The following is a 24,417-nucleotide window of genomic DNA, read 5'->3' as shown; positions in this document are numbered from 1 at the left end:
TCGTCCCGTCGCCCGCGTCGGCCGCGGCCCGCTCGAAATGGGCCGCGAGCGTTCCGGTCCGCCCGAGCGCAAGTCACTGGCCGCGCGCTCGGCCACCATCACGGTGATGATCCGCGCCGCCTTCGCCGCGGCCAAGTCGCTCAAGCGCGACTTCGGCGAGGTCGAGCAGCTCCAGATTTCCGAGAAGGGCCCGGGTGATTTCGTGAGCCGCGCCGACGTCATGGCCGAGCGCACGCTGCGCAAGGAACTCGAGCGCACCCGGCCGGACTACGGCTTCCTCGGCGAGGAGGGCGGCGAGACCAAGGGCGACGGCCGCAACCGCTGGATTGTCGATCCGCTCGACGGCACCACGAACTTCCTGCACGGCGTGCCGCATTTTGCGATCTCCATCGGGCTCGAGCGCGACGGCGAGATCATCGCCGGCGTGATCTACCAGCCGATCTCCGACGAGCTGTTCTGGGCCGAGAAGGGCAACGGCGCTTTCATCGACACGCCCAACGCCCGCTCGCGCCGCCTGCGCGTCTCGGGCCGCAAGGAACCGGCGCGCGCGCTGGTCGGCACCGGCATCCCGCATCTCGGCAAGGCCGGCCACGCCGATTACGTGCGCAAGCTGGAAGCGGTGATGGGCAAGACCTCCGGCGTCCGCCGCTGGGGTGCCGCCGCCCTCGACCTCGCCTTCGTGGCGGCCGGCCGCTACGACGCCTTCTTCGAGATGGGGCTCGCGCCCTGGGACGTCGCTGCCGGCCTGCTGATGGTGCGAGAGGCGGGCGGCATGATCAGCGACATCTCGGGCGCACCCTACGTGCTGGGCGGTCCGTCGATCCTCGCCACCAACGCCAGCCTGCGCGACGCCATGGTCGAGATCCTGGCGTAGGCACCCCTCCTGCCACGCACTCCGTTTGTGACGAATGTTTGAAGCGTATCGTCACAGCAAGAGCGCTCGGCGAAAGTCTTCATGCTCAAATGCGCTCGCCATTCGATCTATTTCGTTTGAGCGAACATTCAGTGCCTTGGCAGTAGTCCGCCAAGTCGCGGTCACTTCTGCCACTTCCTTGGCAATTTGCTTCGCGGCTTGAACGTCGAGGCTGAAGTATTCGGCCACGGAGAGCACCAACCCCAGATCGCACGTTCCTTCGTCCAAGCTGATATTTGTCGTGAGAATGCGCGGGCGCACGTCGGTCGGCGTTGGATTGAGGTCATAGACAGGCGACAGGGTCCAGCCGGCCTTCCCAGTCCATAGGAAACCATGATTGCGCAGGTGATCATCGACATTGGAGATCAAGACATTCAGCACCATCCTCCGGTAGATCTCCCTGGCATCGGTTGCTGCTTGAGCCCCATGCTGAGTTACTACATCCACGAGCTCCGGATAGCTTCCCTGCTCGCCATCCCTGAGGCCCATCATCGATAGCGCGGAGAGGAACGGAATCCTTGTATTGCCCGCGCGGTCGAAGCGACGCGAGAGCAGTACAGGTTTCTCGCCGACGCGGACGAGCTCGTGGTCAGGGGTACGAATTCCGGCGCGAGCCGCGAGGCGGAGTGCGATCGCTTCCCAAACCTCAATGCCATAGTCATCCGTCTCTTTTGGGAATTTTGCGATGGAAAGGCGGCCATCTTGATCGATGATTGACGCCTTCGGACGGGCGCCGCCCAACGAGGATCCCGGCGCGAAAATTAACTGAATGTCGTCATCGCTCTCCTCGCCTCGCAGTATCCTTTCGGTCACCGCAAGCAGGCGACCAAGTTCGATTTGCCCTGGCACACCCTTTGTCGTTGACGCTTGGAATTCGTTCTCGCCTGCGCGTCTAAAACGAAGAGCTCCGAGGCGCGCTGCATCTGACACGCCGAGAAGGTAGTCAATCTCCATTAACGTACGGACGGCTCGCCCGCTTCGCTCGGCTAGGCGCCGCTCTGCACGCTGCATCAGCCGCCTTCCCCAGGTATCAGGAGCGGAGTCACCGATTGAGCCAAAGATGGAGGCGCCATTCGCCGGAGCAAATGCGCCACGATGGAGCGTAAGCGCAGGCTCTAGGGAGAATCGAGCAGGATCAGCAAGCCAGTCGGGATGATACTCGAAGGTGGTTGTCTCGTTACGCCCGCGGACTGTGGAATGCAAGACCCCGACGCGCTTCAAGCCTGACTTAAAGTCAATGAATACCTCAACGTTGTCTGTCATCACCGATCTCCCCACGCCGTTTAAGCAAGCGGGCGCGCTTTGGGAGTTCTTCAGCGGCGAGAGCAAGGCCGGTGCTATCTCTGGCTGCATCTGCAATCATCGCCAGGCCGTCAAGGAGGCCGAGCGCCTGAAGAACAGCAGCGTAGATGCCTATGCCGACTCTATGATCTCCAGCTTCGATGCGCTGAAGAGTTGGGCGGCTGGTAAAGGCACGTTGAGCAACCACTTCAGCCGGCAGCCGCCGCCTAAGCCGAGCATCCCGCATATCCACACCCAACTTGCGAAGAGCTCTCTGCGCAGCGATCGACGGTCTGTGGGGCGTAGGCATATGTAAACTTCACTTTCCAATACGCTCCGTTAATGTAACACGAAGATTACATAATTCAAGACACTCGGAGTGGTTAGCCGACCTCGCCTTCGTGGCGGCCGGCCGCTACGACGCCTTCTTCGAGATGGGGCTCGCGCCCTGGGACGTCGCCGCCGGCCTGCTAATGGTGGGCGAGGCGGGCGGCATGGTCAGCGACATCTCGGGCGCACCCTACGTGCTGGGCGGTCCGTCGATCTTCGCCACCAACGCCAGCCTGCGCGACGCCATGGTCGAGATCCTGGCGTAGCGCGCTGGGAGCGCGGCTCTCCAGAGCCGCTCTTCCTTCGTCTTGCCGCACCCCACGAGCGGCTCTGGAGAGCCGCGCTCCCAGCTTACTTCTTCTGCAGCACGTCCAGCACCACGAGGCTCATGGCCTCTGCCCCGGTGCGGATGCTGGGCTCGGGGACCGGTGCGAATTCCGGCGAATGGTTGCCCGGTACGGCGGTCTTGCTCGCGATCGCCTTCGCGAATTCCGCGGGATCGAGGCCGCCGATGCCGAAATAGAACGACGGCACGCCGGCGATCACGAATTCCGAATAGTCCTCGCTGGCCGAGCCCGGCTCGGCATTGAGCCGCGCCTTGTCGCCGAAGGCTGCCTTCAGCACCGCGCCGCTGCGTGCCGCGAGCGCGTCGTCGTTGACCACCGCCTTGGCGCCGGGGGTCAGCCTGTAGTCGGGCGGCGGCGCGCCGGCCATCATCGCGACCGCTTTGGCCGTGCGCTCGACCCCGGCCAGCATCCTGAGCCGCGTGTCGTTGTCCCAGGAGCGGATCGTCCCGCGCAGGGTCGCGGTGTCGGGAATGACGTTGCCGGCATTGCCCGCCTGCACCGAGCCGATCGAGACGACGCCGAACCGGGCGGAGTCCTTCTCGCGGCTGATCACGCTCTGCACGTCGACGATGAAGCGGCCGGCCATCATGATCGGATCGATCGCGGTGTGCGGCCGCGAGCCGTGGCCGCCCTTGCCGTTGAAGGTGACCAAGAAGCTGTCGGAGGTGGAATTGATCACGCCCGGCTTGTAGCTGACGGTGCCGTACGGACCGGGGCCGACGTGCAAGGCAAAGCCATAGTCCGGCTTGGGGAAGCGTGTGAACAAGCCGTCCGCGACCATCGCCCTGGCGCCGCCGCCGGCCTCTTCCGCCGGCTGGCCGACGAACATCAGGGTGCCGCTCCACTGCTCCTTGAGGTCGAGCATGGTCCTGGCGACCGCGACCCAGGCGGCCATGTGGATGTCGTGGCCGCAGGCGTGCATCACCGGCGTCTCGACGCCGCGCAGCATCTGCCTGGCCTTGCTGGCATAGGGCAGCCCGGTCTTCTCCTCGAGCGGCAGGGCGTCGAGCTCGGTGCGCACCATCACCGTCGGCCCCGGGCCGTTCCTGTAGAGCGCCACGATGCCGGTCCTGCCGACGCCTTCGGTGACCTCGTAGCCCAGCGCCTTCAACTCGGCGGCGAGCCTGGCCGCCGTGCGCGCCTCCTGGAAGCTGAGCTCGGGATGGGTGTGGATATCCTTGTAGAGCGCGTCGATGTGCGAATATTGCGCGTCGAGGCTGCGGCCGATCGCGGCCCGCGTGCCGGCGATGTCGGCCGCGGCGGCAAGGCCCGGTAGCAAACCGGCCAGCAGTCCAAGGGTGCCGATCCTGATCATGCGCTCTCCCTGCACGATGGGCTGCAGCCTATCCGGCCAGGATTTGCCGCGCCAGCCTTCCACTCGGGTTCATGGCCGGTTCCATGGCCGTCATTCGCCGACCTCCGTCCCCCTACTGGTTGAGCCGCAAGGGGTCATTGGCTATTGTTTGACCAAGGCTCGCGATGTTCGGCGGATCTTTCGCGAGGGGGGCCGAAGTGCGTTGAAAGGCAAATGGGTCATGCCAGGCTTGTCGGTCGCTGTGCGTAGCTTGGCCACCGTGGACTCGGGTGCAGTTGGCACCCATTTGAGCGCGCTGACGCCGTGATGCCGCCCCAAATCCCGTCCATGCCCACCGCCATGATCGAGAGCGCATGAGCAGTCCCCTCCCCTACCTCATTCGTATGCTCCTGTTCCTCGCCGCCGTGATGGCGCTTGCGTTCACGCTGCATGAGGACCTGTTGCGCGTGTTCCGGAACACGCCGGTCCTCGACAGCGTGATCCTGGGCGTGCTGCTGATCGGCATCTTCTTCATCTTCCGCCAGGTCATCCTGCTGCGGCCCGAGGTGCAGTGGATGCGTCGCTACCAGCACCGCGAGGCCAATGCGCCGGCGCCGCCGACGGAGTCGGTGAACCTGCTGGCGCCGATGGCGGCCATGCTGGGCGAACGCCAGGACGAGATCCGGCTGTCGCCGACCGCCAGCCGCGCGGTGCTCGACGGCATCGCCACCCGCCTCGACGAGCGCCGCGAGCTGGCGCGCTACATGATCGGCCTGCTGATCTTCCTCGGCCTGCTCGGCACCTTCTGGGGGCTGCTCGAGACGATCGGCGCCGTCGCCGACGCGATCAACAGCCTGCAGGTCACCGCTGGCGACCCGCTGCAAATGTTCGCCAAGCTCAAGGGCAGCATCGAAGGGCCGCTCAAGGGCATGTCGACGGCGTTCGGCGCCTCGCTGTTCGGCCTGTCCGGCTCGCTGGTGCTGGGCTTCCTCGAATTGCAGGCGAGCCAGGCGCAGGGCCGCTTCCACACCGAGCTCGAGGAATGGCTGGCGCGCGCCACCAGCCTGTCGTCCGCCGGCGCGCCGCAGGCTGTGGTACAGAGCCTGCCCGCCTATGTCGAGGCGCTGCTCGAACGCAACACCGAGGGCGTCGACGGCCTGATCCGCGCCCTGCAGAAGGTCGAGGAGAGCCGCCAGTCCACGGCGGCGGGCAATGCCACCCTCGTCGAGCGGCTCGCGGCGCTGGCCGAGACGATGCGCAGCCAGCAGAACACGCTCGCCCGCTTCACCGAGCTGTCGATCGAGCTGCGCGCCGCGGTCGGCCAGCTGGCGGAGCGTTCGGCCGCCTCGGAAGCCGATCGCGCCGCCGCGCTCGCGCACCAGGGCAACATCGAGGCCCTCCTCAGCCGCCTGGTCGAGGAGAACATCCACGGTCGCGACGCGCTGCTCGAGCACCAGCGCGGCATCGAATCGAAGATTGTCCAGATCGGCGAGGCGACGGCGGCGAGCGCCACCGAGCGCCATCGGATCGCCGATGGCCTCGGCGCGCTGCTGGCCGATCGCGAGGCTTCGGAGCTTCACCGCCAGACTGTCGAAAGCCAGCTTCAGCAATCGCTCTCCCGTGTGGTCGACGAGAATGCGCGCAACCGCGGTGCGCTCGCCGCGGAGATGAAGGCCGCCGTCAAGCACCTGGCCGAGCGCTTCGCCGACGTCGACCGCGATTCGATCGCCGCGCACCAGCGCAAGATCGAGACCCACCTCGCCCGGCTGATGGAGGAGAGCGAGGTCAACCGCACCGCCCTCGCCGACGAGCTGCGCGGCGAGATCCGCCTGCTGGCGCGCACCATCGCGCTGGCGCGCGCGCCGGCCGACGAGCCGCCGGCGGCGGCGGGCTGACCGGCCGTGGCCGCCATCTCCCGCCGGCGCGAAGGCGCCGCCGACTACACCTGGCCGGGCTATGTCGACGCGCTCACCACGCTGCTGATGGTGCTGATCTTCCTGCTGTCGATCTTCAGCGTGGCGCAGTTCACCCTCTCGACCGTGCTCACCAACCGCGAAAGCGCGATCGACACGCTCAATCGCCAGATCTCCGACATCGCCAGCCAGCTGTCGCTCGAGAAGCGGTCGGCGGAGGATCTGCAGAAGGACGTCTCGCGCCTGACCCTGCTCACCCGCGAGCTCCAGACCGAGCGCGAGCGGTTGAACGTCGACCTCGCCAGCCAGCGCAGGACGGCGGAGGACCTGCGCGCCGAGCGCGAGCGCCTGAACACCGACCTGGCAGGCCAGCGCAAGAGCGCCGAGGAACTGCGCGCCGAGCGCGAGCGCCTGAACACCGACCTTGCCGCCCAGCGCAAGAGCGCAGAGACGTTGCGGACCGACCGGGACCGGCTGAATACCGACCTCGCGGCCCAGCGCAAGACCGCCGAGGAGCTGAAGGCCGAGCGCGACCGGGTCAGCACGGACCTTGCCGCCCAGCGCAAGAGCATCGACGAGGCGACCGCCGAGCGCGATCGCCTGAGCACCCTGCTGCGCGACGCCACGCGCGAGATCGAGACCAAGACCGGCGACATGCAGAAGGAGATCGAGCGCCAGCGGCTCGAGCTGACCCGGCTCGCCGCCTCGCTCGCCGCGGCCAACAACGAGAAGGGCAAGCTGTTTGCCGACCTCACCGAGGAGCAGAAGCAGACCGCCGAGCAGAAGGCCACCGCGATCCGCCTCACCACCGAGGTCGCCGGCCTCAGGGACGAGCTCGCCCGCCTCGGCTCGCTGCTCGATGCCGCCGATACCAAGGCGAAGCAGCAGCAGGCGCAGATCGTCGACCTCGGCCAGAAGCTCAACCGGGCGCTGGCCAGCAAGGTCGAGGAGCTGGCGCGCTACCGCTCGGAATTCTTCGGCAAGCTGCGCGAGGCGCTGGCCGGCCAGCGCGACGTGCAGATCGTCGGCGACCGCTTCGTGTTCCAGTCGGAGGTTCTGTTCCCGTCGGGGTCCGCCCAGCTCCAGCCCGGCGGCGAGAAGCAGCTCGCGAGCGTCGCCCAGCGGCTGGTCGAGATCGCCTCGAAGATCCCCAAGGACATCAACTGGGTGCTGCAGGTCGACGGCCACACCGACAACAAGCCGATCAAGTCGGCGCAGTTCCCGTCCAACTGGGAGCTGTCGACCGCCCGCGCCATCGCCGTGGTCAAATTCCTGAACGAGCAGGGCATTGCCAACGAGAACCTGGTGGCCGCAGGCTACGGCGAATACCAGCCCCTGTCCTCGACCGACACCGCCCGCAACCGCCGCATCGAGCTCAAGCTCACCAACCGGTGAAACGTCTTGCGCTGGGAGCGCGGCTCTCCAGAGCCGCTCTTCTTCGGATTGCCCAATCCTATGAGCGGCTCTGGAGAGCCGCGCTCCCAGCACGCCGATCATAGCCACGAAATAGAGTTAGCGCCTATGGCGCGCCACCTCAGTGGCGCATCTTGTCATGGTCTTTTGGACCGCGAGCTTCCAGCTCGCTCATGAGCTAGAGCGAGCCGGAGGCTCGCGGTCCGGAAGAACGTGACGCGCCGCTGAAATGGCGCGCCCCCGGCAAAAGACCTCATTCCTTGTCTCTCGGGCTATTGCACCGTCGAGCGCGACGTCGGCACGAGGCGCTGGATGTGCATCTTCTCGCGGTCCAGGTAATCCGGCACGCGCGGCGCAATCTTGGTCTTCCAGTGGTCCGTCTCGTACACCGCCTTGTACTGTGCCTCGCGCTCAGCCTCGCTATTGAAACGCCGGATCCAGATATAGGCGGAATCGTCCGTCTCGCCGCGGAAGCTGCCGCAGATCACCATGCCCTTCGAGACCTGGAACGGGATGATCTCCTCTTCCATGATCTTCAGCCACTCGTCCATCTTGCCAGGCCGCACGAAGTACTGGCGAAGCTCGTAGAAAGCCATTCTGTCGTCTCCTCTCGGTTTGCCGTCAGAGAATAGACAGCGTCTCGCCATATGACCAAGGGCTCAAGCGGACCAACCGGTGAAAGAGAAACGTCCCGCCTTTCCTCCCCATTCGCATGGGGAGGAAAGCTTGAGAGTCGCTCAGTCTTTCCAGCCGGTTGGCGGGTCGCAGGGCCGCGTGCCCATCTGGCCGGGGGTCGAGACCTCGAGGATCTCCATCTCGTCGGAGGTACGGATTTCGTTGTGCTTCATGAAGCCCGGGATGAAGAGCGAATCGCCCTCCTCGACCTTGAGCGTCCGGCCGTCCTCGAACTGCAGCTCGACCCAGCCCTTCATGATGTAGATGAACTGGCCGTCGCACTCGTGATAGTGCCAGCCGGTCGGCTCGCTAAGGCCCTGGGTCGCCTTCATGACCTGGGCGCGCATGCCGCCGGCGCTGGCCTCGGACACGCCGAGATCGCGATAGGTGAAGAACTCGCGCCGTCCCTTGACCAGGACAGGCTCTGCGATACGGCCGTGGGCAATCTTCTGGCCGGACGCTTTCTCTGTGGGCATCATGGTGGTGTCGGGTGCCATGGCTTCCTCCTTCTGTTGCGGGAAGGGTCGCGCCACTGCCCCGGGGTTGCAAGAGGAAAGCGGGGGGCGCAATGGCTGGCGAATCCACTTATGACTACATCGTCATCGGTGCGGGCTCGGCGGGCGCGGTGGTCGCCAGCCGGCTGTCGGAGAGCGGTGCCTACCGCGTGCTGCTGCTGGAAGCCGGCACCGAGGGCTCGAATTTCTTCTGGTCGCGGGTGCCGGTCGGCGTCGCCAAGATGATCGACGATCCGGCGGTCAACTGGTGCTACTCGTCGGAACCGGACGAAGGCTCGGGCGGGCGGCGCATCGAGGTACCGCGCGGCAAGATGCTGGGCGGCTCGAGCTCGATCAACGGCATGGTTTTCATCCGCGGCCAGGCGCAGGACTACGATCACTGGGCGCAGCTCGGCAACCGCGGCTGGAGCTACCAGGACGTGCTGCCGGTCTTCAAGCGGATGGAGAGCTTCGATGGCGGCTCGGACGAGTTCCGCGGCCGCGACGGCGTGCTGAGGGTCACCCACACGGCGCGCCACAAGGTGCCGCTGCTCGAAATGATGATCGCGGCCGCCGAGAAGATCGGCCTGCCCTACAATCCCGACCAGAACGGTGCCACGCAGGAAGGCATCGGCATGTCGCAGGTGACGATCGCCAAGGGTCGCCGCCAGAGCACCGCCTTCTGCTATCTCGACCCCGCCCGCTCTCGCCGCAATCTCACCATCGACCAGGGCGCGATCGCCGGGCAGCTGATCCTCGAGGGCAAGCGCTGCGTCGGCGTGCGCTACTCCGTCAACGGCGCGAAGCGGGAGGCCCGCGCCGCGCGCGAGGTCATCGTCTCGGGCGGCTCGATCAACTCGCCGAAGCTGCTCGAGCTGTCGGGCATCGGCCAGGCGGACTTCCTGCGCTCGCTCGGCATTACGCCGGTGCACGATCTGCGCGGCGTCGGCGAGAACCTGCGCGACCACTACTCGCCGCGCGTGAAGTTCGAGATCAAGGAGAAGAACCTCACCTTCAACGACAATGCCCGCGGCTGGCGCCTGGCGCGCGAGGCGATCAAGTACGGGCTGTTCCGCGAGGGGTTCCTGGCCTCGACGTCGGTGCCGATCCGCATGTATTTCCGCACCCGGCCGGGCGCCGAGACACCGGACGCAACAGTTTCAATCGCGCCCTTCCTGTACGAGATGGTGGGCCACGAGAGGCGCGTCTCGAAACGCAAGGGCATCACGATGAACGTGAACGTGCTGCGCTCCGAAAGCACAGGCTCTATTCACATCAAGTCGGCCGATCCGGCCGAGCCGCCGGCGATCCGCTTCAACTTCCTGTCCACCGAGCACGATCGCACCGGTGTGCTGGCCGCCGTCCGCAAGGGCCGCGAGCTGATGGCGACGTCACCGCTGAAGGAGGTCACGGGCGAGGAGATCGCGCCCGGCGCGCACCTGCAGACGGACGACGAGCTGCTCGACTGGATCAGGAAGAACGCCGAGACGACCTATCACCCGATCGGCACCTGCAAGATGGGCGGCGACCCCATGGCGGTGGTCGATTCGGAGTTGCGGGTGCACGGCCTGCAGGGCCTGCGCATCGCCGACGCCTCGATCATGCCGACGCTGACCAGCGGCAACACCAATGCGCCGACCATCATGATCGGCGAGAAATGCGCCGAGCTCGTGCTGGCCGCCGCGGCGGCGCATCGATAAATCCGTCAACGGCCGTCGCGCCGTCCCGGGACGGTAGCGGCGTGCCCTTCGAGCTTGCGGTGCTCGCCTTGGCACGGGCCTGACGCCATTCAGTTCGGTCGTGCCTTCATTGCATCGATGGCATGGACGATCGCGTCGGGTCCCACGGCCGTCTCGCCCAGGTACGGCTGGTCCTGGACGAACAGGAAGCCGATGACGGCGCCGAGCGCGGCCATCTGAGCGATCATGTTGGTGGCGCGAAAGGCGGATGGCTTCAAGGTGCTGCTCACGATCAACAGCATCAGCGCGCCGAACAGAATCACGATTTAGTAGTTGACGGGAATCCTGATCGTTCCGGCCGTCGACAACCGCTCGTCGCGCGCTTCCACGACCTGATTGAGCGACCTCAGCAACTCCGTGAAGATGGACTGCTCGCGCAGGTCGGTCGGCTTGAGGGCAAGGATTCCGCGCGACAGCGGATCCCAGGCTCCGTGCGTCAGCCCGCTTCCCCGCCCGTCGAGCATGACCGACCATTCGTCCTTCACGACCGACGTGGCATAGGCGACGAGATGCGGCCGAAGCGCCGTCGCCTCCTCGGTGCCATAGCGGGCCAGCAGGCGATCCATCCGATTGAGCTGGGAAGCCTCGCCGGAGACGATGGCGTCGACCTTGCGATTGTAGTTTTCGCTCTGGACCAGCGAGAAGGCCAGCAACAGGCTGAGCAACGTGAACAGCGTCCCCTGCAAGCGGATCACGAAATCGGTGTCGTCCTTGGTGGGGTTGATCCAGGGAAGCCGCTGAACCAGCCGCGGCATGACGAGGATCGAACCGCCGGCGAGGAGTGCGCAGCCGGCCATGATGGCGATATCGGGGACGACGAATACCTCGTTCATTGCGAACCTCGAAGGGGAAAAGCGGGCGACGACGCCCGCCACGGGCAGGGATTTTTACCCCTGCACGATGCCGAGATCAGTCCTGCAAAGCTCACGTGACATTCGTGTGATACGCGACGACGATCATGCGCGACCGCCACACGGCGACTCGCTGCTGCGCTTTGCCCGACAACCTTCAGTCCGGCAGGCTGCCCGCCGACCGCTTCCGGGGCGTCGTGCGTGTCGCTTCGCGCGATCAGACGCCGCCGGTCACGTCGATGGTGAGGCCGGTCACGAAGTCGGCGTCGGCCGATGCGAGGAAGCAGATCACGTTGGCCTGGTCGACCGCTTCGGCGACGCGTCGCAGCGGCGTGCGTTCGATCTCCTCGGCCTGCGAGGCCTGGGAGCGCTTCTCCCAATGCGGCCGGATGCGCTCGGTCAAGGTCACGCTGGGCGCGATGGCGTTGACGTTGATGCCCTCGGGCCCGAGCTCGTGCGCGAGCTTGCGGGTGAAGGCGATGATGCCGCCCTTGGCCGCAGCATAGGCGCTCGAGCTGTTGAAGCTGAGCCCGCGCCCGGCGATCGAGGCGAGGTTGACGATCTTGCCGCTGCGCCGCCGCTTCATCACGGGGATCACCGCGTGGGTGAACAGGAAAGTGCCGTCGAGATTGAAGGCAATCAGCTTCTGCCAGTCAGCCAGGGTCAATTCCTCGGTAGTCGCGGTCGGACGATCGATCACCGTGCTGCCGCCGACGGCATTGACCAGGATGTCGATCGCGCCATGGTCGCGCGCCACCTCGGCCACCACCGCGTCGACCTGCGCCGCATCGAGCGCATCGACCAGCCGGCCCTCGGCCTTGCCCGCCCTGCCGCCGGCCGCGCGCAACGCCGGCACCGCCTCGTCGAGACGGCCCTGGTGATTGTCGACGGCGATCACCGTCGCCCCCTCGCGCACCATGATCGTCGCCGTCGCGCGGCCAATGCCGTTCGCCGCCGCCGTGATCAGCGCAACCTTGCCCGCAAAACGCATGATTTCCTCCCGACCGCCTTTGTCACCCCACCATTATCACCTCGTTCCTCAGCATGAGGTGGTGGCGGTTGCGCTGCACAGCTTGACGAACGACATCAGCCGCAGCGGATGACGACCGACGGCCTGCCGTGCACCGCGCGAACGGTGCCTACGGTCGGCATGTTCTCGCTGCTGAGTGTGGTGTAGCTGTTCGGGCGGCACATCGCGAGCGCGCGTTCCTGGCAGCCGCCGGGGTTCAGGCAGGAGATGGCGTAGGCCGTCTTGCCGTCGCTCCAGGTGATCGCCGTCGCATCCGATGCGGAAGCGCGATCGGGACCTGTCTTCGGGCTGGGCCCGCAAGCCATCAGCACTCCGGCGGCACCGGCAAGAACTCCCCACAAGAGCGATCGCATGGGCATCATCTCCCCGTCACGGCTTGGCCTTGGCGACCAGCTTGAAATCCCGCCAGATCAGGAGGCCCGTCGAGTTCTGCAGCGTGGTGCCGTCGAGCTGCTTCTTGAAGTCGTGCGCGCTCGGCCGCCACACCATCGAGCCTTCGCCGGCAACGCCAGCCAACCGCCCGGTGCCGCCGGTGAGCCTCAGCGTGCCGCGACAGCCGACCAGCTCGTAGCCGGTGCACTTCCATTCACCCCAGGCGGTGGCGCCGTCCTGCGCCGAGAAGGAGCAGGCACCTCTGCCGACATGCTGGGCCGTCCCCAGGTCGAAGCGGATCGAGGCACCGCAGACCACGCTGCCGGCATCGACCGGACCTTCGTCGGTCTCGACAAACATCGGTCCCTTGAGCGTGCCGACCACCATGACCTGCTTCTCGCCGGCCTTGATGATGGTGCCGCTTGCCACGGCGACGGCGAAGGCATTGAAGAGCTGCGGCTCTTCCTGCGCGAGAGCCGCCGAGGCGGGCAGAACGAGCGCAACAGCGAACGCGAGCGCGCGACGAACGAAGGTCATGGTCGGCTCCCCGCTCACTTGAAGTCGATGTAGACGGCGTCGGCGCCGAGCGACAGCGCCAGCCCCTCGCGCCTTGTGCGCAGGCTGATCGACACGCCGTTGGGATTCTCGAGCCACATCTCGCCACTGCCGGTGTTGCCCGCGGCCATGCCGTAGCGCGCCTGGCCGTAAGCGCCGGGAAACTGGCGAAGCTCGCGCAGGTTATAGACGTCGCCATAGGCCTGCATTTTCGACACGCCGAAGCCGCCGACGCCGAGGCCGCCGACCGTGAAGCGATAGCTCCTGCCCTGGAAGTGGAGCGTGCCGCCGCCGATATTGCCGCTGCCGATGAAGGCGACCTGCACCTGCTCGATCTCGACGGTGCCGCTCTTGACCCTCTCCTGCGCCGAGGCCGCCCGCCCCAGCGCGACGGCGGGAAGCATCAGTGCGCCTGCCTGCACCAACCTTCGCCTGCCGATAGACCCCATCATGCCGTCCCCCCGTGATCGCGCCGGCAGTTGAGCATAAATTCTTCGGCTTGTCGCGCCGTGCTGCTATCCCACGGCGTTCGCGGCGACCCTGATCCGGCCGATCCGCCGGGCGTTGTCGAGCGCGGCGTGGTCCTGCTCGGTCTGCTTCGAGTACGCCATCGCGAATTTGCCGATCGCCTCGTCGAGCGCGGCCGACGTGCCGCAATAGCCGGCGATCATGGCCGCGTCGCCGCTCTTGGCGTGGGCCAGCGCCAGCGCCCATCCGCACAGGCCGCAATACTCGACGAAACCGCCGAGGCCCGCCGTATCGTGCTCGCCGAACTTCACGCTGCCCTTCATGTCGGCAAGCTGGCGGACGTAGAAATGGCGCTCGCCGACCGTTCCCCAGCCGAGGAAGATGTCGGGTGATCCTTGCGTAAGCCGCTGCCCTGCCACAACGCGCCGACCCTCGTCGGGAAAATGGACTCTGGTCGAGACGTAGGGCGCCAGCACGGAGGGGTTCGCCTGCTTGACCTGCAGAAACAGCGGATCGTCGCGATCGATGCCTTGCAGCAGGATCACCCAACAACTGGTGCCGACGCTGCCGACGCCCACCACCTTGCGCGCCACGTCGACAATCCGGTAGCGCGACAGCAGCGCCCGGCGGTCGATGGTCAGAGAGTCGAGATAGGCATGAAGCATCCTGTCGAGCGCCTCCGCCGCCGGCACGCCGGTATCCGAATGGGTCTCGCGCACGATCAGCGGCACGTCCTCGATGAAGCGGTGCTCCCCGTCGACCTCTGCGGTGAGCTTCTCGAGCGCCCGGACGTGGCCTTTGGTCCGCGCCTTGTCCAAGGTGCGCTCGGTGTTGCGCCGCAGCCTGGGCGAGATGGCCTCGAGCACGGAGTGCTCGTCGATCCGCTCATACCAGACCTGGAGAAAGCCCATCCCGGCGTAGCGCCGGATGCGCTTGCGATACGAGCGCACGACCGCCTGCGCTGCCTCCTCGGCCTGCACTTTGTCCGCGCCCATGAAGTGCGCGGCCACCGCGGCGCTCGCCGCCAGGCGCTTGACGTCCCATTCCCACGGCCCGGGGTGGACCTCGTCGAAATCGTTGATGGCGAAGATCAGATTGCGCTCGGCCGAAGCGTAGACGCCGAAGTTGGAGACATGCATGTCGCCACAGGCCGCGACCTGCATGCCCGTCACCGGAGTTTCCGAAAGGTCGCTGACCATCACCGCCGCCGAGCCGCGCAGGAAGGTGAACGGGGATGCGAGCATGCGCGCGAAACGCACCGGCACGAGCTTGGGCACGCGCCCTTCGTTTTGCCTCTCGAGAATCGACACCGGATCGGCCCGGTCGGCGGGCGGCTCGTAGCGCGCGTGGCTGGCACGCGGCACCGTTTCGCGCAACGCCTTGCCCGCCGCTGCGCGCTCATCGACCGACGGGCGCCTGGCCATGAAGGTCTCGATCAGCGCCTTGTCGCCGGTCGCCTCCTGCATGCGGTAGTAGGACGGATCGATATCGGCGTTGAGAGTGACGACGGTCATGGCTCGCTCCTCACGAGCAGAATACCGGCCGGGATTTGCCGCAAATGCTCATGCGTGAACAGTTGATCTGCCCCTTCGGATGCAACAGTACTGGCAACGATTCCATCTCCGGTCTAGGTTCGACCAGGTCAATTCAAGGAGAGACGCCATGAAGCGTCGAGCTTTTCTGGCGTTGTCGGCCGGCGCCTGTGCGTTCGGCGCCGTGCAGGTGGCCCGTGCCCAGGACGACAAGAAGTTCAAGCCGGAAGAGCTCGACCAGATGCTCGCGCCGATCGCGCTCTATCCCGACGGTCTTCTTTCACAGATTCTGATGGCTTCCGGCTATCCGCTGGAGATCGTCGAGGCGGCGCGCTGGTCGAAAGCCAATTCCACCCTGAAAGGCGACGCCGCGGTCCAGGCGGTCAAGGACAAGGACTGGGACACGAGCGTGAAGTCGCTGGTCGCCTTCCCCGACGTGCTGGCGAACCTCAACGAGCATCTCGAGTGGACCCAGAAGATGGGCGACGCGATGATCTCCCAGGAAAGCGACGTCGCCGATTCGATCCAGCGGCTGCGCGCCAAGGCCGCGGCCGCCGGCAACCTGCAGAGCACGCCGCAGCAGACCGTGACGACGCAGGGTTCGGGCGACAGCATCCAATACGTCATCCAGCCAACCAACCCGGAGGTGGTCTACGTCCCCTCCTATAACCCGAGCTGGGCCTACGGGACATGGCCCTATCCGGCCTATCCGCCGACCTACTATCCGTTCGGCGGGCCGCTCGCCACCGGCATCCTCTGGGGCGTGGGCATCGCCGCCGCGGGCGCGATATTCGGCGGCTGGGCTTGGGGCGGACGTGGCAATTCCTACGCCAGCGTGAACGTCAACCGTGCCGTCAACATCGACAACAATTTCAACCGCAACAACATCAATACCGACGGCCGTTGGAGACACCAGGTCGACCACCGCAAGGGCGTCGGCTATCGCGACAACGCCACCCGCGAGAGGTTCAACCAGGGGCCACGTCCGGGTGCCGCCCAGCGCGACGAGTTCCGCGGCCGGCTTGCCGACCCCTCCGGCCCCGGCAATCGGCCCCAGGCGGGCAACCTCCCGCAGGTCGGCAATCGTCCCGGCGGGGGCGGCGGCGGCGTTCAGCGGCCAAACGCGCCGCAACAGATGAACCGCGGCAACGCACAGCGCCCGAACGCGATCGGCGGGGTCAATCACGGCCAGCAGATCAACCGTCAGGGTCAGCGCGGTCAGCAGCAGATCAACCGGGCGCAATCGCATCCGCAACCCCAGCGCGGTGGCGGTGGCGGTGGCGGCGGTGCGAGAGGCGGCGGCGGCGGGGGTGGCGGTGGCGCGAGAGGCGGCGGTGGCGGCGGCCATGGCGGAGGTCGGCGATGAGCAGCGTGACTAGATCGGTCCTGGCCGCGCTCGCGCTGGTCGTGGGCCTCAGCCTGGGAGCGCTCGCGCAGGCGCCCCAGCAGGCGCCCCAGCAACAGGCTTTCCCGACGGCCGAAGCCGCGGCGGATGCCATCGTCGACGCCCTGCGCAAGAACGACGACAAGGCGACGGCGGCGATTCTGGGCGCGGGCTGGCGCGACTTCGTGAAGGGCACCCCGGACGAGGAGGACAAGCAGCGCGCCGACTTCCTCGCCGCCTGGGACGCCGCGCACAAGGTCGTGGCCGATGGCGACAAGGCGACCATCGAGGTCGGCACGACCGGCTTCGTCATGCCGATCCCGCTGGTCAAGGAAGCGGCGGGCTGGCGCTTCGACGTCGATGCCGGCCGCACCGAGCTCAGGGCGCGCGAGATCGGCCGCAACGAGCTCACCGTGGTGCAGAGCCTGCTCGCTCTCGTCGACGCGCAGCGCGATTACTCGGCGCTCGACCCGATGAAGACCGGCGTGGCGACCTATGCCCGCCGCCTGCTGAGCACGCCCGGCAAGAAGGACGGGCTTTATTGGGAGACCAGGCCCGGTGAGCCCGAGAGCCCGCTCGGCGCGCTGATCGCCAAGGCCCAACCCGGCAGCAACGAGCGCGAAGGCTACTACGGCTATCACTATCGCCTGCTCTACGGCCAGGGACCGGCGGCAAAGGGCGGCGCCTACAGCTACCTCGTGAACGGTCGCATGATCGGTGGCTTCGGCGCGATTGCCTGGCCGGTGCGCTACGGCGAGACAGGCGTGATGAGCTTCATCGTCAACCAGGACGGCGTGGTCTACGAGCAGGATCTCGGTCCCGATACCGCGCAGCGCGCTGCCGCCATCACGCTGTTCGACCCGGACAAGAATTGGCAGAAGTCGGACACGACGCCGCCGTGAGTCATTCCGTAACCCGGAGCGAAGTCGAGGGATCTCTTTGATATCGGCAGAAGCCCATGGACGGGTTCCTCCGCTTCGGCCGGGACGACGGTGTCGAGATAGCGTGAGCATAAGGAGGGAGAGATGATTTCATCGAGACTCGTTGCCATGGCCATGGCGATCTGCCTGGTCGGCGCCTGTGACCGGCCCTGGACGACCCCCGAGAAAGGCGCGGCCATCGGCGCGGCGGCCGGCACCGGCATCGGGCTGGTCGCGGGCGGCAGCTTCGGGGCGGTGGTCGGCGCGGGCCTGATCGGCGGCGCGGTCGGCTACCTGGGCGGCACAGCGATCCAGAACAACCGGTAGGGAGCGAACCATGAGAAACCTTGCCGTCGCCGGAGCCCTGCTGGCTTGCTTCGCCTCGACCGCCGAAGCGCAGTCGCTCAATTTCGATCAGGCAGCCTACGTCACCTGCCGCGAAGCGCATGCCATGACGCCTGATGCACGCATCGCGTTGTCGATCTCGCTGGCCGAGCATTCGGCGCGCGCGCGCGGCGTGGTGCTTCCGGACGACGAGCGCGGCGGCCGTCTCGCGCTGCTGGTGCGCGGCGGCTGCACGCTAGCGCCGGACGCCTACCTCTTCACCGTGATCGATCGGGCGATTCTCGCCGAGAAAGACAAGCTGCCCAAGCGCTAGGGCGCTTGCTGGAGAGCCGCGCCCCCGGCCGCTCGACGCCGGACCGCGATCCTGAACTACGCGTTGCCGTTCTGAGGAGGGACGGCCATCGAGGTAAACATGCCCCTGCAGTGGACAATCGATCATTCGAAGAAGTTCGTGCACATCGTGGTCTTGGACGGACCTCTCACGCTCAAGGACATGGAGGAGCATTTCGATGCGATCGCCGTGGCTGATGCGATGGGCTACGCCAAGCTGTTCGACGCGACACGCTTCCAGCCGGTCTACAGCGACGACGACGTGATGATGATGGGCGCGCGGCTCAGCGCCTACACCGCCACGCTGGAGAGCGGGCCGCTGGCGGTCTTCGGCACGGACCCGGCCCTGGAGTTCGCGTTCCGCCGCTTCACCAACGTCTCGCCGTCGCAGCGCCCGGCCGCGCTCTTCAGGACGGAAGCCGGCGCCCGCGCCTGGCTCGCCGAGAAGGCCGCCGCCCGCATGGCGCCGCCGCAAGGGCCGATCCTGCCGAAGAAGCCCCAAACACGCCTCCGGAAGAAGCAGTGATTTCCTCCCCGGCGAAGCCGGGGAGGTGGCGCGGTAATCCGCGACGGAGGGGTCGGAGGCCACAGCATCGGTGCGGCCGATGACCCCTCCGTCAGCGTAAGACGCTGACACCTCCCCGCGCTGCGCGCAGGGAGGAAATATGAGCCTCACAGCAGCCCCAGCCGCTTCAGCTCGTCGGCCATTTCCTTCGGCATGTCGCCCGTGTCGCCGTGCGACAGGTCGGGCGGGGCGTCGTCGGACGAATAGTAGCGCCAGCCCTGGAAGGCGCGGCACGCGCGCGGCGCGGTGGCGATGATCGGCCGCTTGACCTTGATGCGGCAGTATTTGTGCGCCTCTTCCTTGTCGAAATCCTCCTCGAACCCGACCAGCTCCTGGCGGCAGCGGATCACGCCGCGGATCACCCAGTAAAGCGAGCCGCCCTGCAGCAGCTCCTCGGCACGGCGCGGCGTATTGCGGGTATAGACCCAGTGCGGCGTGCGCGGTCCCTGGCGGCGCTGCTTCCTTCGGGCAGACTGAACCTTCTTCATGTGGGCGAGATCGTCGACGCCGACCGCGAGCTTGATCAGATGCAGCACCATGACGGCCGGTTGATAGCGTGACTTGGCCGCCACAGCATCGGAATATTTGGAACCATCCCCCGACCTCTCCACAGTCCCTGCACAATTGGGGAGATAGAGTCCGGGCACGCGGTGGCGGGGAAAAACGATGAACAAGACGATGCTGTCTGCTCTGATCGTGGCGCTGATGCTGGGATCGGGCATCGCGGGCTATCTCATCGGCAAGCCCACGGACTCCCTCGACACGGCAGCACCGCCCACCCGCACGGCAACCGCGCCGGCGCCCCAGACGCCGGCACCCGCTCCACAGGCGCCTGTCGCGCAACGTCCTGCGCCGACGCCGGCCACCCTGCCAACGACGACACCCGCCCCCACCGCACCGGCCGAAGCCTTCGCCTATCGCCGGCTCAGCATCGACAACTCCGCCGCCGAAGCCGACAGCTGCCTGTTCTTCAACAAGCCCCTGGCCACCGGCGACACGGTGAAATACGCCGACTATGTCCGCATCGCGCCCGAAGTGCGATCGGCGCTGCGGGTGGTCGACGACAAGCTCTGCATCGGCGGCCTCACCTATGGCCAGGACTATTCGGTCACACTGCTGTCGGGCTTTCCCAGCGCCGACGGCTCCAAGCTCGCCGACGAGCGCAAGGTCGAGCTGGCGCTCGGGCCGCGTCCCGCCGTCATTACGCTGCCGGGCAAGGGCTTCATCCTGCCGCGTGGCACCGCCGCCGGCCTGCCGATCACCACGGTCAACGTCTCCAAGCTCGCCCTCTCGGTCTATCGCGTGAACGAGCGCGGCCTCGACAAGTTCATCGACCGCTACGACGCGACCTTCCCCGGCAGCGAGCCGATGACCGAGTTCTATACGCTGCGCCAGTGGTTGAACGGCGACAACGGCAAGCGGATCTGGCGCGGCACCATGGAGGTGCGCAACGTCCTGAACCAGCCGGTCACCACCGCCTTTCCGATCCGCGAGACGGTGCAGGACTGGAAGCCCGGCGCCTACTTCGTCGTTGCGTGGAACGCTGCCGACGGCTCGATCCGCGAGAACGACGGCGACTACGGCGAGGACGACGAGAGCCGCAAGAGCGTCGCCGGCATGTGGGTGATGGATACCGATATCGCCCTCACCACTCTCACGGGCCGCGACGGCCTGACCGTTTTCGCCCGCTCGATCGCCAGCGCCCAGCCGCTGCCCGAGCATGAAGTCGTGCTGCTGTCGCGCGGCAACGAGCCAATCGGCAAGGCTGTCACCGGCGCCGACGGCCGCGCCACCTTCCCGGCCGGCCTGCTGCGTGGCCGCGGCGCCGCCGAGGCCACCTCGGTCATGGTGACCGACGCCAACAAGCAGGAATTCTCGCGGCTCGAGCTCACCAAGGCCGCCTTCGACCTGTCCGACCGCGGCATCGATGGTCGCGCCCTGCCCGGCCCGGTCGACGCCTTCCTCTACACCGAGCGTGGCGTCTATCGCCCCGGCGAGACGGTGCAGCTGATGGTCCTCCTGCGCGACGACAGCGCCGTCGCGCTGAAGGACATTCCTGTGACGCTGATCGTGAAGCGCCCGGACGGCAGCGAGTTCACGCGCTACACGACGGCGCTCGCCGGCGCGGGCGCGCTGCACCAGGCGATCGACCTGCCCAAGTCCTCGCGTCGCGGCCTGTGGTCCGTGGCCGCGTACATCGATCCCAAGGCGGCGCCGGTCGGCCGGGCCGAATTCTCGGTCGAGGATTTCGTGCCGGAGAAGCTCAAGGTCGAGCTTTCGACCAAAGACTCCATCCTGCGCACCGGCAGGACAACCACCTTCGATCTCTCGGCCGACTTCCTCTACGGCGCGCCCGCCTCCGGCCTCACGGTCGAGAGCGACCTGCGCGTCGTTGTCGACCCCAATCCCTTCCCCGCCTTCGCCAGGTACAATTTCGGCTCCGAGGAGGCGCGCAAGAACTTCGAGCCGCCGCTGATCACGCTCGGCGGCCCGGAAACGGACGAGAATGGCAAATCGCGGATCGAATGGGCAGGCGACCAGGTCAAGGACACCGACCTCGCGCTCCGTGCCCAGATCACGGCCCGCGTCTTCGAGCCCGGCAACGGCCGCGCCACCAAGACCGACAAGACGCTGCCGCTGCGCACGCGCGATGTCTATCTGGGCGTCAGCCCGACGTTCGAGGGCCGTTATGCCCGGGAAGGCACCGACACTGCCTTCGACCTCGTCGCCGTCAATGCCGACGGCAAGCAGGTCGCCGACTCGGTCGACTATTCGATCACGCGCATCACCTACGACTACCAGTGGTACCAGAGCGACGGCCGCTGGCGCTGGCAAAGCACGACCCGCGAGCGCGAGGTCGATGCCGGCACCCTGGCGCTGAAGGCCGACGCGCCGGTCAACCTCTCCAAGCGCCTGCAGTGGGGGCCGCACCGCCTCACCGTCACCGACAAGCGCGCCAACACCTCCACCACCGTCACCTTCTATGTCGGCTGGTACGGCGGCAGCCGCGGCGCCGAGGATGCCCCGGACACACTGAAAGTCGCGAGCGATCGCGAGAAGTACGCCCCCGGCGACACCGCCAAGCTGCGAATCGAGGCGCCCTTCGCCGGCGAAGCCATCGTCACCATCGCGACCGACAAGGTGCTGGCGACCTACAGCACGCAGGTCGCCGCCGGCGGCACGACGATCGACGTCCCGATCAAGGGCGACTGGGGCGCCGGCGCTTACGCACTGGTCACCGCCTGGCGGCCGCTCGCCTCGCCCGCGGAGCGCACGCCGGTGCGTGCCATCGGCGCGGTCTGGCTCGCCCTCGATCCCGCGCTGCGCACGCTCGCCGTGCAGATCGCCGCGCCCGAGAAAGTGACGCCGCGCCAGCGCATCGAGGTGCCGCTCAGAGTCGCCAACGCCCAGGGCAGCGAGGCCTTTGTCACACTGGCTGCCGTCGATGAAGGCATCCTGCAGCTCACGCGCTTCAAGACGCCCCAGCCGGCCGAGTATTACTTCGGCAAGCGGCGGCTCGGCCTGGACGTGCGCGACGACTATGGGCGCCTGCTCGATGCCAGGGCCGACGAGCTCGGCAAGATCCGCACCGGTGGCGATGCGGGAGACATCGGCGGCCTCGACGTCGTGCCGACCCGCACCGTGGCGCTGTTCAGCGGTCCGGTAAAGCTCGACGACAAGGGCGAGGCCAAGGTCACGCTCGAGATCCCCGATTTTATCGGCCAGCTGCGGCTGATGGCGGTAGCCTACGACAAGGACAAGGTCGGCTCGGGCGAGGCGCGACTGTTCGTGCGCGACGCCGTCACCGCCGACGTGATCCTGCCGCGCTTCCTCGCACCCAGCGATACCGGCCGCGTGGCCCTGTCGCTGCACAACGTCGACGGCCAGGCCGGTGAGTACAAGGTGACGCTGGAAGCGACCGGATCGGTCGCGCTCGAACGGCCGGTGTCGGAGACAAAGCAACTGGCGGCCAACCAGCGCGAGTTGATGACCTGGCCGCTGAAGGCCGGCGACGTCGGCTTCGGCAAGGTCGCGGTCGCGGTAAGCGGCCCGGGGAACTACGCGGTCCGCCGCGAATGGGACATCCAGGTCCGCGCGGCGCAGACGCCGAGCGCCGTCGACGCGGTCTCCCAGCTCGAACCGTCGCGCGAGCTGACGGTCGATCGCGAGGTCGTCGCGCCCTTCGCGGCCGGCACCGCGCAGGTCAGCGTCGCGCTGTCGCGCATCCCCGGCATCGACGTGCCGGCCCTGCTGCGCGCACTCGACAAGTATCCGTACGGCTGCATCGAGCAGACCACCAGCCGCGCGCTGCCGCTGCTCTACTACAACGACGTGGCGCTGCTCGGGTATGGCCCGGCCGATCCCACGATCGGCGATCGCGTTCAGGATGCGATCTACCGCATCGTCGACATGCAGATGGGCGACGGCTCGTTCGGCATGTGGGGGCCGTTCTCGTCACCCGCGGCGGAGTGGCTGCAGTCCTATGCGATGGACTTCCTGCTGCGGGCGCGCGACCAGAAGATGGCCGTGCCCGCCGCCTCGCTGCAGCGTGGCCTTAGCTGGCTCGCCCGCTCGGCCGACAAGATGTCGCCCAACGCGCAGGCCTATGCCTGGTACGTGCTGGCCAAGGCCGGCCTCGCCGATGCCGGCCGCGTCCGCTACTTCCAGGACACGAGCGGCGGCAAGATCATCGGCGGCCTGGCCTGGACCCAGCTCGCCGCCGCCTTGAACCAGGTCGGCGAGCCTGGCCGCGCGCGGCTCGCCTTCGGCATCGCCCGCCAGCGCCTCGATCAGCGCGATCCGAGCGACTATTACGGCTCAGGCCTGCGTGACCGGGCGGCGCTGCTGGCGCTGGCCCAGGAAGCGGCCGGCCGCGATGGCCTGCTAGCGGTCGCTACCGCGGTGCGCGAGCGCATGGTGGCGAAAGTCGAATACACGACCACGCAGGAGCAGGCGTGGCTGGTGCTCGCGGCAAAGGCGATGTCCAGCGGCGGCGGCGAGCTCTCCTACTCGGTCGACGGTGCCGTTCAGAAGGCGGCGAGCGAGCCCGTCGTCATCAATCCCGATGCGGCAGCGATCGCGCGCGGCGTGCGGGTGAAGAACGAGGGCGAGCGGCCGGTCTGGCTGCAGGTCACCGCCCGCGGCGTGCCGAAGGACCCGCAGCCCGCGGCGGAAGCCGGCCTCGCGGTCGAGCGCAGCTATTACACGCTCGACGGCAGGAAAGCCGATCTCGCCCGGGTGCGCCAGAACGATCGGCTGGTCGTCTCGATCGACGGCTTCAACGCCGGCGGCGGCTATCACCAGGTGGCGCTGCTCGACCTGCTGCCGGCCGGCTTCGAGATCGAGTCGGTGGTGAACAGCGAGACGGTGAAGAACTTCCCGTTCCTGTCGGCAATCACCAACACCCGCATCGCCGAGGCGCGCGACGACCGCTTCTTCGCCGCCCTCGACCTTGGCCGCCAGCCCTACCGCTCGTGGTGGGAGAGCGACGAGGAGCGCAAGAACGACCATGCGTTCCACGTGGCCTACGTGGTGCGCGCCGTGACGCCCGGCAGCTTCGCCCTGCCCGCGGTGCACGCCTCCGACATGTATGCGCCCCGCATCTTCGGCCGCACCGCGATGGGCCACGTGACAATCGCGCCGCGATGAGGACTGCAGACGTCATG

The 24,417-nt window shown here is 67.2% G+C and carries 24 protein-coding genes; 11 read left to right on the top strand and 13 right to left on the bottom strand.

The genetic code is table 11. The annotated features are described in order from the left end of the window. The first annotated feature begins 37 nt into the window (after window positions 1–37). Window positions 38–874 (top strand): inositol monophosphatase family protein, encoded by an 837-nt coding sequence (locus tag ACQY8M_RS19915; RefSeq protein WP_428675411.1) that lies wholly within the window; start codon window positions 38–40, stop codon window positions 872–874. 51 nt (window positions 875–925) lie between these two features. On the opposite strand, the gene ACQY8M_RS19910 is transcribed toward ACQY8M_RS19915, so the two are convergent. After that, the gene (locus tag ACQY8M_RS19910) at window positions 926–2,176 is read right to left on the bottom strand and encodes a type II toxin-antitoxin system HipA family toxin (RefSeq protein WP_428658566.1); all 1,251 of its coding nucleotides are present in this window, start codon (window positions 2,174–2,176) and stop codon (window positions 926–928) included. Next, complete coding sequence (locus ACQY8M_RS19905) at window positions 2,160–2,504, bottom strand: helix-turn-helix domain-containing protein (protein WP_428658563.1); 345 nt, start codon at window positions 2,502–2,504, stop codon at window positions 2,160–2,162. Before ACQY8M_RS19905 ends, ACQY8M_RS19910 begins: the two co-directional genes overlap by 17 nt. Before the next feature lie 91 nt (window positions 2,505–2,595). On the opposite strand from ACQY8M_RS19905, the gene ACQY8M_RS19900 reads away from it, so the two are divergent. Beyond that, a complete protein-coding gene (locus ACQY8M_RS19900; protein WP_428658560.1) occupies window positions 2,596–2,790 on the top strand; it encodes an inositol monophosphatase family protein in 195 nt (64 codons plus the stop codon). Window positions 2,791–2,875: 85 nt separating this feature from the next. Here the strand turns inward: ACQY8M_RS19900 and ACQY8M_RS19895 are convergent, their stop codons facing one another. Beyond that, the gene (locus ACQY8M_RS19895) at window positions 2,876–4,186 is read right to left on the bottom strand and encodes an amidohydrolase (protein WP_428658557.1); all 1,311 of its coding nucleotides are present in this window, start codon (window positions 4,184–4,186) and stop codon (window positions 2,876–2,878) included. A gap of 353 nt (window positions 4,187–4,539) precedes the next feature. Between ACQY8M_RS19895 and ACQY8M_RS19890 the strand changes: the two genes are divergently transcribed. Further along, window positions 4,540–6,060 carry a hypothetical protein gene (locus ACQY8M_RS19890; protein ID WP_428658554.1) on the top strand — a complete coding sequence of 507 codons (1,521 nt, stop codon included), beginning with the start codon at window positions 4,540–4,542 and terminating at the stop codon, window positions 6,058–6,060. Window positions 6,061–6,066: 6 nt separating this feature from the next. After that, on the top strand, window positions 6,067–7,473 hold the full coding sequence (locus ACQY8M_RS19885; protein WP_428658551.1) for a peptidoglycan -binding protein: 1,407 nt from the start codon (window positions 6,067–6,069) through the stop codon (window positions 7,471–7,473). A gap of 290 nt (window positions 7,474–7,763) precedes the next feature. Here ACQY8M_RS19885 and ACQY8M_RS19880 read toward each other — a convergent pair whose 3' ends face one another. Together ACQY8M_RS19880 and ACQY8M_RS19875 are read right to left on the bottom strand one after the other, a co-directional pair. Then, window positions 7,764–8,087: an NIPSNAP family protein gene (locus ACQY8M_RS19880; protein ID WP_428658548.1), complete on the bottom strand. Its 324-nt coding sequence runs from the start codon at window positions 8,085–8,087 to the stop codon at window positions 7,764–7,766. A 141-nt stretch (window positions 8,088–8,228) separates the two neighbouring features. Then, on the bottom strand, window positions 8,229–8,663 hold the full coding sequence (locus tag ACQY8M_RS19875; protein ID WP_428658545.1) for a cupin domain-containing protein: 435 nt from the start codon (window positions 8,661–8,663) through the stop codon (window positions 8,229–8,231). Window positions 8,664–8,734: 71 nt separating this feature from the next. On the opposite strand from ACQY8M_RS19875, the gene ACQY8M_RS19870 reads away from it, so the two are divergent. Then, window positions 8,735–10,360 carry a GMC family oxidoreductase gene (locus ACQY8M_RS19870; RefSeq protein WP_428658542.1) on the top strand — a complete coding sequence of 542 codons (1,626 nt, stop codon included), beginning with the start codon at window positions 8,735–8,737 and terminating at the stop codon, window positions 10,358–10,360. Window positions 10,361–10,449: 89 nt separating this feature from the next. Here ACQY8M_RS19870 and ACQY8M_RS19865 read toward each other — a convergent pair whose 3' ends face one another. The 7 genes from ACQY8M_RS19865 to ACQY8M_RS19835 all read right to left on the bottom strand — a co-directional run bounded on the left by ACQY8M_RS19865 (window position 10,450) and on the right by ACQY8M_RS19835 (window position 15,189). Then, window positions 10,450–10,662, bottom strand: coding sequence for a hypothetical protein (locus tag ACQY8M_RS19865; RefSeq protein ID WP_428658539.1), 213 nt, complete (start codon window positions 10,660–10,662; stop codon window positions 10,450–10,452). 3 nt (window positions 10,663–10,665) lie between these two features. Continuing rightward, window positions 10,666–11,232: a hypothetical protein gene (locus tag ACQY8M_RS19860; RefSeq protein ID WP_428658536.1), complete on the bottom strand. Its 567-nt coding sequence runs from the start codon at window positions 11,230–11,232 to the stop codon at window positions 10,666–10,668. Between the two features lie 235 nt (window positions 11,233–11,467). Further along, window positions 11,468–12,241 carry an SDR family NAD(P)-dependent oxidoreductase gene (locus ACQY8M_RS19855; protein ID WP_428658533.1) on the bottom strand — a complete coding sequence of 258 codons (774 nt, stop codon included), beginning with the start codon at window positions 12,239–12,241 and terminating at the stop codon, window positions 11,468–11,470. A gap of 95 nt (window positions 12,242–12,336) precedes the next feature. Further along, the gene (locus ACQY8M_RS19850) at window positions 12,337–12,633 is read right to left on the bottom strand and encodes a hypothetical protein (RefSeq protein WP_428658530.1); all 297 of its coding nucleotides are present in this window, start codon (window positions 12,631–12,633) and stop codon (window positions 12,337–12,339) included. A gap of 16 nt (window positions 12,634–12,649) precedes the next feature. Continuing rightward, window positions 12,650–13,189: a hypothetical protein gene (locus ACQY8M_RS19845; protein ID WP_428658527.1), complete on the bottom strand. Its 540-nt coding sequence runs from the start codon at window positions 13,187–13,189 to the stop codon at window positions 12,650–12,652. Between the two features lie 14 nt (window positions 13,190–13,203). Beyond that, window positions 13,204–13,611: a hypothetical protein gene (locus tag ACQY8M_RS19840; RefSeq protein WP_428658524.1), complete on the bottom strand. Its 408-nt coding sequence runs from the start codon at window positions 13,609–13,611 to the stop codon at window positions 13,204–13,206. A 111-nt stretch (window positions 13,612–13,722) separates the two neighbouring features. After that, window positions 13,723–15,189 carry a DUF2252 domain-containing protein gene (locus ACQY8M_RS19835; RefSeq protein WP_428658521.1) on the bottom strand — a complete coding sequence of 489 codons (1,467 nt, stop codon included), beginning with the start codon at window positions 15,187–15,189 and terminating at the stop codon, window positions 13,723–13,725. A 148-nt stretch (window positions 15,190–15,337) separates the two neighbouring features. Here ACQY8M_RS19835 and ACQY8M_RS19830 point away from each other — a divergent pair, with 148 nt between their 5' ends. The 5 genes from ACQY8M_RS19830 (at window position 15,338) to ACQY8M_RS19810 (ending at window position 18,712) form a co-directional block, all read left to right on the top strand. Continuing rightward, on the top strand, window positions 15,338–16,573 hold the full coding sequence (locus tag ACQY8M_RS19830) for a DUF3300 domain-containing protein (RefSeq protein ID WP_428658518.1): 1,236 nt from the start codon (window positions 15,338–15,340) through the stop codon (window positions 16,571–16,573). Further along, complete coding sequence (locus ACQY8M_RS19825; protein WP_428658515.1) at window positions 16,570–17,493, top strand: DUF2950 domain-containing protein; 924 nt, start codon at window positions 16,570–16,572, stop codon at window positions 17,491–17,493. The genes ACQY8M_RS19830 and ACQY8M_RS19825 overlap by 4 nt, the downstream gene beginning before the upstream one ends. A 123-nt stretch (window positions 17,494–17,616) precedes the next feature. Beyond that, on the top strand, window positions 17,617–17,838 hold the full coding sequence (locus ACQY8M_RS19820) for a hypothetical protein (protein WP_428658512.1): 222 nt from the start codon (window positions 17,617–17,619) through the stop codon (window positions 17,836–17,838). A 10-nt stretch (window positions 17,839–17,848) separates the two neighbouring features. After that, window positions 17,849–18,169 carry a hypothetical protein gene (locus tag ACQY8M_RS19815; RefSeq protein WP_428658509.1) on the top strand — a complete coding sequence of 107 codons (321 nt, stop codon included), beginning with the start codon at window positions 17,849–17,851 and terminating at the stop codon, window positions 18,167–18,169. A 99-nt stretch (window positions 18,170–18,268) separates the two neighbouring features. Beyond that, window positions 18,269–18,712, top strand: coding sequence for a hypothetical protein (locus tag ACQY8M_RS19810; protein WP_428658506.1), 444 nt, complete (start codon window positions 18,269–18,271; stop codon window positions 18,710–18,712). 146 nt (window positions 18,713–18,858) lie between these two features. Here ACQY8M_RS19810 and ACQY8M_RS19805 read toward each other — a convergent pair whose 3' ends face one another. After that, the gene (locus tag ACQY8M_RS19805; protein ID WP_428658503.1) at window positions 18,859–19,323 is read right to left on the bottom strand and encodes a DUF1489 family protein; all 465 of its coding nucleotides are present in this window, start codon (window positions 19,321–19,323) and stop codon (window positions 18,859–18,861) included. Between the two features lie 94 nt (window positions 19,324–19,417). On the opposite strand from ACQY8M_RS19805, the gene ACQY8M_RS19800 reads away from it, so the two are divergent. Continuing rightward, window positions 19,418–24,400 carry an alpha-2-macroglobulin family protein gene (locus ACQY8M_RS19800; protein ID WP_428658500.1) on the top strand — a complete coding sequence of 1,661 codons (4,983 nt, stop codon included), beginning with the start codon at window positions 19,418–19,420 and terminating at the stop codon, window positions 24,398–24,400. The last annotated feature ends 17 nt before the right edge of the window (window positions 24,401–24,417 follow it).

The organism is Reyranella sp., from assembly GCF_965279465.1.
Taxonomy (GTDB): domain Bacteria; phylum Pseudomonadota; class Alphaproteobacteria; order Reyranellales; family Reyranellaceae; genus Reyranella.
The sequence above is the reverse complement of the archived record's forward strand: the minus strand, read 5'-3'. Positions and strand labels throughout refer to the sequence as shown.